12 protein-coding genes and 1 pseudogene are annotated in these 13969 nt (G+C 39.4%); 3 read left to right on the top strand and 10 right to left on the bottom strand.

Translation table 11 applies throughout. The features are described 5' to 3' along the window. Positions 1–49: 49 nt before the first annotated feature. Positions 50–985: an endonuclease/exonuclease/phosphatase family protein gene (locus A6749_RS10735; protein WP_066389245.1), complete on the bottom strand. Its 936-nt coding sequence runs from the start codon at positions 983–985 to the stop codon at positions 50–52. 137 nt (positions 986–1122) lie between these two features. Here A6749_RS10735 and A6749_RS10740 point away from each other — a divergent pair, with 137 nt between their 5' ends. After that, positions 1123–3180, top strand: coding sequence for an AAA family ATPase (locus tag A6749_RS10740; RefSeq protein WP_236719784.1), 2058 nt, complete (start codon positions 1123–1125; stop codon positions 3178–3180). 437 nt (positions 3181–3617) lie between these two features. Here the strand turns inward: A6749_RS10740 and A6749_RS28380 are convergent, their stop codons facing one another. The 3 genes from A6749_RS28380 to A6749_RS10750 all read right to left on the bottom strand — a co-directional run bounded on the left by A6749_RS28380 (position 3618) and on the right by A6749_RS10750 (position 5873). After that, entirely contained in the window at positions 3618–3773 is a 156-nt protein-coding gene (locus A6749_RS28380) for a hypothetical protein (protein WP_161487137.1), read from the bottom strand. A 371-nt stretch (positions 3774–4144) separates the two neighbouring features. After that, positions 4145–4345: a hypothetical protein gene (locus A6749_RS10745; RefSeq protein WP_066389247.1), complete on the bottom strand. Its 201-nt coding sequence runs from the start codon at positions 4343–4345 to the stop codon at positions 4145–4147. 67 nt (positions 4346–4412) lie between these two features. Further along, positions 4413–5873, bottom strand: coding sequence for an alpha-amylase (locus tag A6749_RS10750; RefSeq protein WP_066389248.1), 1461 nt, complete (start codon positions 5871–5873; stop codon positions 4413–4415). Positions 5874–6226: 353 nt separating this feature from the next. Here A6749_RS10750 and A6749_RS10755 point away from each other — a divergent pair, with 353 nt between their 5' ends. Continuing rightward, entirely contained in the window at positions 6227–7081 is an 855-nt protein-coding gene (locus A6749_RS10755; protein ID WP_066389249.1) for a glycerophosphodiester phosphodiesterase, read from the top strand. 299 nt (positions 7082–7380) lie between these two features. Here A6749_RS10755 and A6749_RS28895 read toward each other — a convergent pair. The 5 genes and pseudogenes from A6749_RS28895 to A6749_RS28385 form a co-directional block, all read right to left on the bottom strand. Continuing rightward, a pseudogene (locus tag A6749_RS28895) lies at positions 7381–7597 on the bottom strand (DedA family protein); the annotation flags it as partial. Between the two features lie 26 nt (positions 7598–7623). Then, on the bottom strand, positions 7624–8304 hold the full coding sequence (locus A6749_RS10760; RefSeq protein WP_066389250.1) for a serine/threonine protein kinase: 681 nt from the start codon (positions 8302–8304) through the stop codon (positions 7624–7626). Positions 8305–8470: 166 nt separating this feature from the next. Further along, positions 8471–8602, bottom strand: a complete 132-nt coding sequence (locus tag A6749_RS27630) for an FbpB family small basic protein (protein ID WP_084797805.1) — start codon at positions 8600–8602, stop codon at positions 8471–8473. A 326-nt stretch (positions 8603–8928) separates the two neighbouring features. After that, complete coding sequence (locus tag A6749_RS10765) at positions 8929–10164, bottom strand: NAD(P)/FAD-dependent oxidoreductase (RefSeq protein ID WP_066389258.1); 1236 nt, start codon at positions 10162–10164, stop codon at positions 8929–8931. A 334-nt stretch (positions 10165–10498) separates the two neighbouring features. Further along, positions 10499–10669 (bottom strand): hypothetical protein, encoded by a 171-nt coding sequence (locus A6749_RS28385; RefSeq protein ID WP_161487138.1) that lies wholly within the window; start codon positions 10667–10669, stop codon positions 10499–10501. A 289-nt stretch (positions 10670–10958) separates the two neighbouring features. Here A6749_RS28385 and A6749_RS10770 point away from each other — a divergent pair, with 289 nt between their 5' ends. Further along, on the top strand, positions 10959–11273 hold the full coding sequence (locus A6749_RS10770) for a hypothetical protein (RefSeq protein ID WP_066389265.1): 315 nt from the start codon (positions 10959–10961) through the stop codon (positions 11271–11273). A 315-nt stretch (positions 11274–11588) separates the two neighbouring features. Here A6749_RS10770 and A6749_RS10775 read toward each other — a convergent pair whose 3' ends face one another. Continuing rightward, on the bottom strand, positions 11589–13838 hold the full coding sequence (locus tag A6749_RS10775; protein WP_066389271.1) for a transglycosylase domain-containing protein: 2250 nt from the start codon (positions 13836–13838) through the stop codon (positions 11589–11591). Positions 13839–13969 lie beyond the last annotated feature (131 nt).

Genomic DNA, 13969 nt, shown 5'->3' on the forward strand with positions numbered 1-13969 from the left:
TTCTAGATTTGTGTGTATTAGGCATGGTATGGTTAAACCTCCATCGGTTTTATCCACATCCAAGGGAAGCCGCTCGTTCTTCCAGACCACGAATCTTAGTCCCTAGGCTTGCGATGTCCTTATTAATCTGGAGAATTTCCTGTCGATCGATACGATCCCTTGGGTTCAGACTGTTCTTGGACTCTTGCAACAGACGAATTTCCTCACGGTATTTGGCAATTTGAGAACGGATTTGTACACATTCTGAGGTTTCTGTACTTAACAACTCAGCAAAGACCCACGCATGGTCCGATACACCATCCGTCCATGGAGCCCTTTGTTCCATCTGGTTTACTTTGTAGGAACCGCGATAGAAAATACAGTCGATCCGTTCATCCGGGTTATTGACCTCGGGATCAGGACGTTCCGAGAAAACATCGGTTAGTCCACTAGAAGCAGCGAACTGCCTCATCTGTTCACTTGATTGGTTTGCATTGAAGTCACCGCCGAATATCACTGGGACTCGCGGGGGAATTCTTCGCACCAGATTGATGGCTTGCTGGTGTCCTGCAACATTGTCATTTGCGGCATTTGGATCGTACGCAGGACTCCCCGGCTTGTGCAATGGAGCGAAACGCGTAGAGAAGACCCGATGATCCACACTGTTGATCCTTATAGTGGCCTCTAACGTTCCAAAAGTAGTCGGCTGAGAGCCGCGCATCACAGGATGCATAGTCGTCACCCCCAATGGGTAGCGCGAAAGAATAGAAACCCCTTTCCAACCGGTAATTCCGGTCATGACAGTCTCGCCAAATTTGTAATATTTCAGCCCAGTTTTCTGAGAAAGATATGGAGTTTGATCGACATCCCAAGGCATTCTTTTTTCCCTTATTTCATTAAGCAAAACGATATCCGGAGATTTTTTTCGGATCTGTTCTGCTATCTTATCTAATCCCCCAGCCCCCTCGTTGATGTTCCAACACAGTATTCGCAAACTAAAAGGCATTCCTTTACCTCCTTCAATATTTTCCACCTAATGAAAAATTTATTCGAAAAACACTCTCAAAAACAATATCAATTGACTCTCAAAAATAAGCACATCTTAATAGCCCCTGTTAAATATAATGAGAATAAAAAAGATTGATGGAGGTAAATGATTTGCAGTTTGGCGGTGTGTTGTATGGTGAAGAATCACTTTCTTTTGTAGGCCGGGACAAGGAATTAGAAGTTATGCATAGACATATAGCCGGGGAAAGAAAATGGCTTCATATTCATGGACAAAGTGGAATAGGTAAATCTTCACTGCTTCGGCGATTTACATCCGAATTGGAAGGCCGGGACTGCTTTCTTATAGATGGAAATAGAGGGATTATGCATAAAGAAGATGTAGCAGGCCAGTTGGCTGAACAGCTTTGGGGAGGAGAACGGATTTCAACTGAACAAAAGAACGACGATTTCATCAAAAATGGCCTCAACGATGCGATCCAGTCAGGCTTGAACATCGTGCTTATCTTTGATGCATTTGAAAAGATGCGAGCAGTAGAGGAGTGGCTCTCTGTGTGGCTCCGTCAATTGAATAAAGATGTGAAAATTATTTCAGCTGGACGGCATCCGCTCACAGGAGGATGGCTTCGTAACGGATGGATGAGCTTGACTGATTCCATCCAATTATCAGCTTTAACCCCATTTGATGTTAAACAATATGCTTTCAACCGAGGAATAAGTGACAATAAGGCCCAATCACAATTGATACGTTTTTCCGGAGGCATTCCTTTAGCGATGACGCTTGCTGCAGAAGTCCTGATTCGAGGAAATAAATCGAATCGATTTGATCGCAATGAACAATATCGGTTAATTTCGATCCTGATGGATGAATTACTGAGCGAGCTGCCTCAATCAATCGCCCATTTATTAGAAGCTGCTTCTGTCTATTGGCGATTTAACGAGGAAAGAATGGCCGTGCTGTTAGATGATGGAATCATCAAAGAATTTCGGAAGCTTATTCAATTACCATTTGTTGTCCTGGTGGAGGGCGGTTGGATGCTTCATGACGCTGTTAGGGATTGGGTACAAGAGGATTTAATACTCCGTAAACCACAAGCCTATGAGCAAATGCGCCGGAAGGCACTTCAACAAATTCGCATGGAGGAACGGGTAAATCCTCAGCTTCGAAATAAACTTCGAATGGATAAGCTATTTCTACACGAACATCCGATTGTTCGAAATACATGCTTTCTAGGATATATGGACGATGTGGAAGTGCGTGAATGCCGAGAATGTGATCTACCGGCCATTCAGTCTTTATACCATCGTTTTCTTCAGCATGCATTACCATTCTTGCCTGGGGAACGACATTTGGAAGGAATCATACGGCCCGTTTGGGAAACCGATCCATCTTCTTTTTTCACACTGTGGAAGCAAAATGAACTGATTGCGTTTTACGGGATGATTCCCTTGCATGATCAGATGCTGAAGGTATTAAGGAATGAACCATTATTACAGCCGCTCTTCCATGAATGGAAACCTATTTCAAATGCATATTTCCTTTCTGTTATCGGAATTGAGCCGGAACTTGAAGGTCAAACGGGGGCATGTGTGACAAATATACTTATCAATCATTTCTCAGTGGCAGATTGGATCATAGACTTTACATGTTTAAAGGAATGGTTTCCTGTGTTCGAATTACTCGGGTTCGAACGAGCAGCTTGGGCAGATGCCACAACCAATTCTGGAACAGAATATCGTGCTTTTACACTAGATCTTGCTGAGGAAGATTTTCTAGCAAAATTTGATAGATTGCTAACCAGTAACTTAACAGAAGAGACGTTTGCCCATACTGATCCAGCTAAAGGTATTCAAGACCTGAAACAAATATTGAAGGAGTGGGCCAGCCTTCCTCGCAATCTATCACTATGTGATTCATATAATCGGCTGTTTCCCCACCGGATACTAGCCGAGGTCTCAGTGCAGGATTTAGGGAGCAGCATTCAGCAGGACCTGCTCAGAGCGATCAATCAGCTTTCAGCAGGCGATGATCGAGACGCCATTTTAGGAAGGCTATTAAGATACACCTATACCCAAGGGATACGTCCACAAACGTTAGTCGCAGAAAGGCTTAATCTCTCTCCAGCATCGTACTATCGGTACCTGAATAAGTCGGTGGAACGCTTGTATGAATTATTAAACGGTGAGGAAAAATAAGGATTTTTCAATAGTTAATGTGGATCAGGAGATTTCTGTTAATTACGAGAATTCGGCATAACCCGCTGCTTAAAAAACAAACAAACGTTTAATTATTTCTCCTAGAAACTACACCAGTTGGGATTCCAACCCAATAACAGCTGCAAATTTTGCCATTCAAAGCGAACCTGAATGATTGGATTCGCTTTTTTTGTTTTGTTTATGGAGGCGCCCTAGGCGGTGGTTGCGCGATCTGCTTACTCTCTGAATCTGATTTTTCTGTTTAAAGAGCAGCTAGAACTGCTCTACTTACTCTCTGAAGCCCCATTTTCCCGTTCAGAGGGTAAGTAGATTCTTTCTACTTGCTCTCTAAATCTAATTTTCCTGTTTAGACATCAGCTAGAACTGCTCTAATTACTCTCTAAAGCTCATTTTCCCTTTCAGAGAGTAAGTAGAACCTAAATCGGATGAACATGATTATTATTCTTTAACCCACTTAGTTTCTCCTCAAACAATTGAAGTGCAACCATGATTGCATCATCATGCTTATAATTCAACACTTCGAGTTCAGTGGATTTTGTATCATACAGGCTTTTTAAATCATATAACCTCACTAATGTTCCCCCTAATCCGTAGTCCATTGCTTTATATCCCATAATTATACAAAATTTAATGATAAGTGTGTGGAAGGCGCTGGAACTTTGTCGGTGGAATAGAGAATAAAGTTTAACAAAAAGGTTCAGTACAACTTGGAAATTTTGTTTTTTTTTTGCATTAATAAAATACACTGCAACTATAGCATGTTAATTGCCGAATACACCTAAAGAGACTCCAGACAAGACTTAAAACGCTTATCTATGGATACATATAAACAAAGATAAAAGGTGCGTCATTCAAAGGTTTTGTTTGCTGAAACTGTATATAAGCACCTATTACTTTAAGAGAATAATGAAGGAGTAACCTACTCCTTTTTTGATGGCATTTGTCAGCCGCCTTCTATGCAAGTTGCAGTAGAACTTCCGACAACAAAATTTAATTCTTGAAGTAGTAAAGGTAAAAGTTCACTTTCAACTAAGGTTTCTAATGATTGTTTTGTAATTGGTACATTATACTTTTTGAAAATATCTGCCGTATCTCCCCAAACATCTACAATTGCTTCTGGGGCCATATTAGACTGTATAACCACTTTAGTACCCCCTTTATTGACATGGTGCCAATAACATTACTGTAAACCAACTAAGTATATACTTGCACTAGTATTCCTTAGGTAAGGCCCAAACAGAAACACTTCCTCCATTAACAGGGAACATGGCGAATCCTTTATCGTCAATACTAATTTGATCATTTCTATTTTGAGTGATATCCACCCATAGTTCTCCTGCACGTTCCGTCCCGACAAACATTTTTTTGAAGCCTCCATCACTATTACAAATAATAACCGCACAGCCGGATCGCTTGATCGCTGGTGTTCCTCGTCGTACCCAGCCAATCGTATTCGGATGGTCGAAATAATCATCCTGGTCTCCGTAAGCATAATGATAACGAGCGTTTAAAAGGGGATCAATGGCTGCTTTTTTACCAGGGATAGGATGATCACCAGCAATCCCAAAGTAGTCACCATAAAATACAACGGGGTATCCATCTCTTCGTAGTATAATGAGGGCATATGCAATTTGTTTAAACCAATCTTCTATCCAAGACTCAAGTGCCTCATTAGGCTGTGAATCGTGATTATCTACAAATGTTACGGCATCATGAGGGTGAGATTGAACGAGGGTATGATCGAAAATGGCAGCAAGGTTAAAATCGCGGCCTGCTTTTGATGCAGCGTGTAATTTATAATGTAGTGCAACATCAAATAATGACATTTTATAAGTGCAAGAATGTAAAAACTCCTGACTTTCTCTTACATCTGAATTCCAAAACTCTCCTACGAAATAAAATTCCTCTCCTCGATGTCGCAGCATTTCTGTTACAAAGTCACAAAGAAAATCATTCTTAATATGTTTAATGGCATCTAACCGAAACCCGTCACATTGCAAATTGTCTATGATCCATTTTCCTGCTTTCATCACCTCTTCTTTTACCGCAGTATGGTCATAGTCAATATTGGCAAACATTAAATAATCATAGTTCCCAAATTCGTCGCTTACATGGTCATTCCAATCTTTATTGTCTCCTAAAATTCGATAGATTCCCATTTTTCCCGTATTATGATCATAATCAGTACCGTTAAAATGTTCGAAGTTCCATTTAAACGAAGAGTACTGATTTCCTCGACCAGGGAAAGTGAATTTAGTAAAGCCCTCAATATCAAATGGTTCCGAAATCACTTCTTTACGATTTTGTGGATTTACTTCAACGACTTTAAAGACTTCTGTTTCATCAGCCGCCGCTTTATGATTTAACACTAAATCTACATAAACTTGTATGTCATATTTATGACACTCGTTAATAGCATCTATCAGCTCGTCTTTTGTTCCGTACTTTGTTCGAACTGTTCCTTTTTGATCAAACTCGCCTAGATCGTATAGGTCATAGACACCATAACCTGTGTCTTGTGACGTTTGACCTTTTGTTACGGGGGGAATCCATAAAGCATTTATCCATGCTTTACTTAGTACTTGTGCCATTTCTTTTAATCTATTCCAGTGCGACCCGTCAGCTGCAACATGCCACTCAAAGAATTGCATCATCGTACGATTTCTTTCCAAATCTCATTCCTCCCTCCATGATTAAAATACACCTTTTTACCAAGCTGCATCTATAAACCACCTTTCTAGATATATTTCACCGAAAAGTTAAGATTTTCCTTCTTTGATTGAGACGGATGCTTCTATTTGTTACGGCTGGCATGTCGGTATAATATGGCAAAAATAAGATAGGAATAACAATCATTGTAAATAGAACTACCTTTGGCAGGAAATTAGTAGTATCTCTCATATAGGTAATTATCCTTACAAAATTTCACATTATTTTTACATCAATCCTCTATAAAATTTATATTCTATTGCTATTTTTAATAGGTAATCTATTTAAATAAATGGAATGATTGGAGATGTTCAGATTGAGAAGAAATTGGTTACCTGCTCTAGGTGCTCTTGCATTAGGCATCGGTGTGATGACTGGCGGAGGGACTGCCTTTGCGAAAGAAAAACATAAGGATATTTTAAATGTATCACACCGTGGTGCTTCAGGTCATGCTCCTGAACACACTTTAATATCCTATGACATGGGAGAAAAAATGCACGGCGACTATATTGAAATTGACTTGCAAATGACTAAGGGTGGACAATTAATCGCCATGCACGATGAGAAAGTTGATCGGACGACAGGTGGGACAGGCTTTGTTAAGGATTACACATTAGAGGAAATCAAGCAATTAGACGCAGGAAGCTGGTTTAACGAAAAATATCCACAATACGCTAATCCAGATTATGCAGGGGTAAAAGTGCCAACTCTTGAAGAGATCTTCCAAAAATTCGGCAAAAACAACCAATATTATATTGAAACAAAGTCACCAGAAATTTATCCAGGTATGGAAAAGGAACTTTTACGTCTCATCGATAAGTATGGTATCGATAAAGAGACACTTCTTGTTCAATCTTTTAGCCCACAAAGCTTAGAAATTATGCATAAACTTGACCCATCTGTTAAGCTAGTTCAATTATTATCTTATAAAACAAATACGGCAATAACAGATGAAGAAATTGCAGCCATTAAAGAGTATGCAATGGGAGTAGGTCCTAACCACACATATTTAAACGAAGAATACGTACAAAAGGTCGTTAACAACGGGCTGGAAATCCATCCATATACAGTAAATGATAAAGAAAGAATGGCGCAGTTAATTGACTGGGGTGTTACAGGAATGTTCACAAACTTCCCAGACTTACTTCATGAAGTTAAGAAAGGTAAATAAGTTCCTTTTAGTACAATCGAAGGGGGAGGAGCAATCCTCTCCCTTTCTTTGTTTGTCCAGGTTTGATCTTATTGATAGGTGATTATCAAAGTTGCTGTTTATTTACGAATAGGTGCTCATTCATTGCATAGCAGCGGGTTTTTCTTGCGTGGGGGTGCTTGTTAATTGCGGATACGCTGCTGTTACTTCCGGATGAACGCTCGTTACTTACGGATACGCTGCTGTTACTTGCACGGTATCCTGGTAAAAGCAGTCGTTCTTGTACAAGCACCTAATCTAGGCCGCTCTAATTACCTGAATCCCAGCGGATATAAACAAATTGCTCCTGTGATCGAACCGATCGTTGATGAGATAATCACACCTGTAACACTAAGATTTTGTTTCGTATGTCATATATCCGCCAAACGTAAGAATCACTTCTGACGGTATCGGGGGGAAAACATTTTCTAATGCAATTAAAAAAAAGATCCCAAAATAACCAGACTGCTCTATTATATCTTTAATCAAGGACCCCATAATTTCCTCCAGTATCTCGATCCGGGCTATTTACGCTGTCTGAAGAAATGCCGGCTTACCCGCCCGGGAAATTCCCCCAACACAAAACTTGCTAAGTTAATTCGGCAGTACCAATGTTTTATTACTTCAAGAAGCCATAAAGGTACTTGTTTGCCCGAAATATAGTGATAAAAGTTTTTATATGCCCACAGAAGGTGTTCCCAACGTTGGTCGTTTCCCTTTTTGATATATTCCGATACGTCTAGAACTTTTCCTCTTCCATTTTGCAAAAGGATGTTTTTTAGATGAATATCTCTAGGATTCAAACCTTGACTACGGACATACTCCCGAGCCTCCTCTACGTCCAGAATCGCTTGTTCAGTGATCGGAATGCCTTGCAATAAACAATCATATAAAGTTACCCCTTGTTCGAAACTTAAAACGATATAGTTCGTTCCGTTCCCATAAAGTTTTGGGAAATAACGGGACCCTTTTAAATGTTCGTAGACATATTCCTCCACTTCTTTTTTCTTTAATGCTTGATCGGAATATACCTTAAATACATAGTTAGGGGTCTTATGATAATGAAAAACAGCAGCATCCGTTCCGATTCCGATGCATTTCAGACCTTTAACAGACCCAATAATATCAACAGGTTGATTATTTTCATTACCTATCACTTTAATGTTCCTGAGTGCTTCATCTGCCAGTTTCCAATCTAGTATCATGAAAATCCCCTTTTTGTATCGCATTTTATTTTGCCAACAAATCCACTTCCCAATTTCAGGCTCAAAACTAGTGTATGTTTTTCTAAAGTTATACGATTAATTAAAAGGCAGGTTTCGGAAATTAGCCTAAATGATTCGAATGGCCCCCTTGTCCTGCCGATTAAATTTATTGGTTTTTTAATTTTGTATGTTTTGCATCAAGCCGCGCCTCAATTTTTTCCAGCTGCTGCTTATCCTTTAACAGCTCTTCTTTATTTTTTTTTACCAATTCTAAAAACGTTACTTTTCTTTTTCTCATTTTCCCTCTCTCCAGTCTTTTAAAAGTTGATATATTAGTCCTTTTCCTAATTAAAAAACAAAAAAACCTTTACCAGATATATGGCAAAGGTTTTTAAAACATAAAAGACCTTTACCAAGTAGGCAAAGGTCTTGCTAACAACGAAGTCGTTGCCAACAAAGCCGGGAGTTCTAAAATCTCCGAAATGACGACTCTGCTGTAAAAGCTACTCCCCTTTAGGAGAACTATTCAAATAATTATATTTAATATAATCGATTAGCTGTAAATTTGTCAAATAATATTGGAGGGTCTACTGTCTCCTCCGACTACACACTCAACTCTAAAACTTATTCCGAAATGGACTGGATAATGTTCGCAACCTCTTTCTCTAACTCTGCGGGTTCGTTTGCATAATTATAAATTCCTAAAAATTTCTCTATTGCTGTCGGATGGGAACTAATCAATTTGTTGATCGTATCTTGTTGCTCAGTGATTGGTTCATTCTTTGAAATTTCATAACCCATATGAAACCTGACCATAAACTCATTTTCTATTGCTGTTTGATATTGTTCACTAAATTGATTCCAGGTCATCATTTGACCCTTATTTTTGGATAACACGCCGGCTAATATACGGGCGCCACATATTGCATCATGGATCCCCTGTGCCATGCTGGGGTCTTTAAAACAAACTGCATCCCCAACCAACGCCCATCCTTTTCCCATACCTTTATACCAGTAGTTATCATATCCGAGTATACCTTTGATTGGTCCTGCTAGTTCTGCTTTTGCCAAACGATCTCCAATGGTTGTATTCGGAAAGTAGTTTGTCAAAAAATGACGCAGGGTTTCTTCCGGCTTTAACTTAAACCTCTCTTTCAATTCTTTATTTTCTAAAGGAAAAATGCCAACGATTACACATAAATCATCATTCGTTGGGAAGAGAATAGCTGTGGCATCTTTTCTCCTATATACTTCAAACTTAGGTCTATGATTGTGAGCGATCCTGCGAAAATAACCGTAATAGATACCGACTTTACTAGAAACACTTATTTTGAGCTCACTCTTTACCAATCTGCGAATGGTGGACGCTCTGCCATCTGCCCCGACTACAATATTAGCATAAAAAATTTTTTCGACCTTGTTGTCATTCAAGCCTTTAATACCTATAACCGCCTCATCATCTTGGATCACATCCGTCACACGAAACCCTTCTAAGACAGATATATTCCCATGAGATTTGGCCTGTTCAAGCATGATATGATCAAGATACGTTCTTTTGATACAATAACAACTGTCTTCTTTATGAACTTCAGGAATGATCCCTTCTATCACAGTATCCTCAAATTGAAATTTAATATCCCGTACAGGGGTGACGTTCAATTCAAGTAACTTTTCCATGACACCAAGTTCTCGCAGCAGAGCAACGGTGTTATTGAAAAAGGTATGAGTAGACAAGGTGTCGCTAGGAAACGTTGAGCGGTCAATTAACAACACATGAAAACCTGCCTTAGCAAGGTAGATTGCAAGAGCAGAGCCGGCACATCTTGCCCCGGTAATGATTACATCATACCTCTTATCCAAATACCATTCACCTCACATATTTTATCAACATTTATTTGTTGCTAAAAGGAACATGTGGCAGTTTCTTTTATTGAAAAAAGTGTACCAAATTAATCATTTAATGCATTTTTCAAGAGAATATCACGATGTCTTGGCAAGGATAATTCCCTTTCTATATATTTACTTACAAATCCCGTACACAATAACCATCCCCTTAACATTCTTGGGGTGAATTTACAAATTATATATTCTATATAAGGAAAAGATATGAAAAAAACGCTTCATACGCTTTTGTTGGTTGCGGTTGTATAAGAAAAAAGCGATCCTCCCGTTATGGAAGCATCGCACTCTGTCATTATTCCTGGGCTGGTTTTTCATTTTTATAGGATTCTTTTGGCTTTGCCAATTGTTCCTGATCGTCATTAATCAAACGGTTTCCAAAACTCGGGAGTGACTTTTCTTCTTTCCGTTCTTTCCTCTTTCTTAGCCAATCTCGAACCCGTCTACACAACCTTCGCTTCTTCATTGTTCTTCACCCCAATCACCTTCATCATTTTCCTTCGGCATACTTTGGGTTTCTATTTTAATACTAACATGATACTTACGGATTAACTGTTTATTCTTCTTATTCTTTTTATATTCTTGAACAAACCTTCCCCTTTAAAGGATATTAATTCTCCTCTTAACCAAATCTGAAGATTAAGTGCAGAAGCTATACCTAGCCTGTAATAAAAATGTTAGCATTCTGTTACCGTCCTACAGTTGATGTTGGGCATCTGAAGGTATAGACTTTACTTACTTGAGGAGTGATTGAGATGGGATCAGTAACAGTGGATCAGCTGAGTTTCAAAAAAAGATTATCGATGATTGAGCAATTTGCAATCAAAGATTTCTTGTTTAAATTGGTCGGTGAACCAACAGAAGGAATAGATGATTTTCTACCGCTTGAGTATACAGAGGATGTCTTTGCGAAGATGGAGGCAAAACTGGTACCAGGTTTAGTTATGAATAATGATGAACATTTCAGATATGCCACAATAACAGAATCTAATCAAATTGTTATAGCCGTTTTAGATTCGAATAAAGAGTTAAAACATAGAATCATTTCTCTGGATAAGCTAAATAACTAAAATATGGGTTAATCCTAAAATCGCTTAATTAAAGTAGATGTCATGAACCATAGATACACATTTCAAGAAATTGTCTCAACTATTAAAGAAAATACAGATAAGCAATAAAGCCATTCCTGCACACTTAAGGAATGGCTTTTTTCTATTATAAAAAAGTTACAGAAAAACCTTCTTTTGTAATCCGATCTTTCTTTACTACCCACCCATTAGCTTAAAGAATCCAGCCGCTAAAAAGGGGGCTGGATTCTTTAACTTTTGTACAACTAGCAAGTTCTCTTCAATGAAAGTGGGACAAGATAAGACAAAATATCTATCTTAACCATGATTATGCTTCTCATCCTTTTTTTTATGTTTCTCTTCTTTTTTTCTACGTTTCTCCTCCTCTTTTCTTCGTTTCTCTTCCTCTTTTTTGAATTCCTTCTCCTCTTTTTTCAGTTCCTTTTCCTTTTTTGGACGTTTCTCTTCTTCTTTTTTATTATTAGGATGTTTTATGACTTTCTCGATTTTTTTCTTTGGTGGTGGAACTTCTGCAGAACCAATACCTTTTATATAAAGTTCATTATTCACTCTGTAAACACTGTCTGGCTGTTTAAAACTGGATGTGTCCGTTCCAATTGTTTGCATCATCGCTTTAAACATTAACTGCGAGATTTTCGTCGTATCTCCGCTCAAATAGTTACCCTGGCCGTTTTGAGCATAACCAGTCCAGACAGCCATGGTGTATTGTGGTGTATACCCTGCGAACCAGCTATCATTTGTCGCGGTGTCTGGGTATCCATATCTAGCACTCGTCTTTGAATCAAAGTTGGTTGTACCTGTTTTCCCAGCAACATCCAAGCCAGGGACATTGGCCGTTTTTCCTGTCCCGACATTGACGACTGTGCGCAGCATATCCGTTACCATATAAGAAGTGTAATCATGCATCACACGTTTTGCTTTCCCCGCAAAATGAACGACTTTGCCATCCGGAAAAACAACCTTTTGGACAAAATGCGGTTTATTGTACATGCCATTATTGGCAAAAGCGCTGTAGGCGCCTGCCATGTCTAAAGGACTGACGGTATTACTGCCAATCGAGTAGGATTCATATACTTGGTCATTTTTAAACGTAATGCCGAGTTGTTCTGCAAATTGCTTTGCCTTATCCATCCCAACTGCACGCATGGTGAGAAGGGCCGGGATGTTATAAGAGTTTTGAAGTGCCGTCCTTATTGTCATCATGCCATGATATAGATGGTCCCAGTTGGAAATCGACTGGCCGGTTGAATAGGTTGTCGCCGTGTCATTAATCAAATGACCTGTGGACCATTTTAAATGTTCAATCGCAGGACCGTAATCAAAAATCGGCTTAAAGGATGATCCTGGTTGTCGTTTGATATCGACGGCAAAATTGTGGCCTAAGAATTGGGTCTTAAATTCATTTCGCCCGCTCCCTATTGCCCTGACTTCACCTGTTTTTGTATCTAAGAAAACGAATGCCCCCTGAAAATCCGCATCTGGATAGGCAATTATTTCATTTGTATGCATCATTTTGTCTGCAAAATTCTGTGCTTTTGGATCAAGGGTCGTATAAATCGATAATCCATCCTCACCGATGTCGACATCCTTCATCTTTCCCTTTACCTCTTTCACAGCGGCATCCAAAAATGCTTCATAAGGCATACTTTGTTGTGTGTTTTTTTTCACAAGTCCCTCTGTTACAGGAACCTTTTCCGCTTCTTTCATTTGCTTTTCCGTGATATAGCCATCTCGAAGCATCGAACGTAAGACAATGTGACGGCGATTCGTCGCTGATTCTACGTTTTCCGGTTTGGTCGGATCGTAATTATTAGGACTTTGCGGCAGTCCGGCTAACATGGCTGCCTGAGCGAGCGTCATTTTTTTCAAATCATTGGCTTCAATCCCATAGTAATTCTTTGCTGCAGCCGCAACCCCATAAGAGCGGTGGCCAAGGTAGATTTTGTTCAAATACATCATTAAAATATCGTGTTTGGAATACTTTTGCTCCAGCTGATACGCTAATTTCCATTCTTGTACTTTTCTCTTTAACGTCTTCTCTCGCGTCAAAAATGAGTTTTTAATGACTTGCTGCGTAATCGTACTTCCACCTTGAGATCCGAAATTTCCGGTTACGTTCACGAAAATGGCCTTGGCCGTCCTTTTCAGGTCAATCCCATGATGATCATAAAAATGGGAATCCTCGGTGGCGATAAACGCTTGTTCCAGCACTTTCGGCACTTGATCATAGGTGATTTTTGTCCGCTTTTCCTTTCCGTATTCATAAAGGAAGTTTCCGTCTTTATCGTAAAATTTTGTGGAAAGTGGATCCACCAGCTTAGAAGGATCCAATGCGGGTGTACCCTTCATCATGGATGCGAACGTAATGGCTCCTGCTCCTGCTGAAACAAGACCAAGCACCAAACAGACGATCAATACCTTTTTTACGATCGATCCTTTTTTCAACAGTGGCCCTTTATTCGATATCCGGTTACTTCTTTCTTTATTTTGTGCTGCCTTTTCCGCCCTTTTTCGTTCCTCACGAGATTGATAGGTTTCTTCTGACATTCTTTTTCACTCCTTATGGCGCCTTTCACCACCCGAATTATGTTAACACAATTCGGACATGTTGAGATCAATTTTCCGTCTATCGTTTTCATGAGCTTGGATATAAATAACTCCCCTATCCAAAACTCATA

Source organism: Neobacillus mesonae, assembly GCF_001636315.1.
In the GTDB taxonomy this organism is placed as follows: domain Bacteria; phylum Bacillota; class Bacilli; order Bacillales; family Cytobacillaceae; genus Neobacillus; species Neobacillus mesonae.

What these genes read in the sequence shown, in the direction of transcription:
- A6749_RS10735 (WP_066389245.1), bottom strand. Translation starts at nt 985, where the DNA reads ATGCCTTTTAGTTTGCGAATACTGTGTTGGAACATCAACGAGGGGGCT.
- A6749_RS27630 (WP_084797805.1), bottom strand. Translation starts at nt 8,602, where the DNA reads ATGAGAAAAAGAAAAGTAACGTTTTTAGAATTGGTAAAAAAAAATAAA.
- A6749_RS10770 (WP_066389265.1), top strand. Translation starts at nt 10,959, where the DNA reads ATGGGATCAGTAACAGTGGATCAGCTGAGTTTCAAAAAAAGATTATCG.
- A6749_RS10740 (WP_236719784.1), top strand. Translation starts at nt 1,123, where the DNA reads ATGGAGGTAAATGATTTGCAGTTTGGCGGTGTGTTGTATGGTGAAGAA.
- A6749_RS10775 (WP_066389271.1), bottom strand. Translation starts at nt 13,838, where the DNA reads ATGTCAGAAGAAACCTATCAATCTCGTGAGGAACGAAAAAGGGCGGAA.
- A6749_RS28385 (WP_161487138.1), bottom strand. Translation starts at nt 10,669, where the DNA reads ATGAAGAAGCGAAGGTTGTGTAGACGGGTTCGAGATTGGCTAAGAAAG.
- A6749_RS10760 (WP_066389250.1), bottom strand. Translation starts at nt 8,304, where the DNA reads ATGATACTAGATTGGAAACTGGCAGATGAAGCACTCAGGAACATTAAA.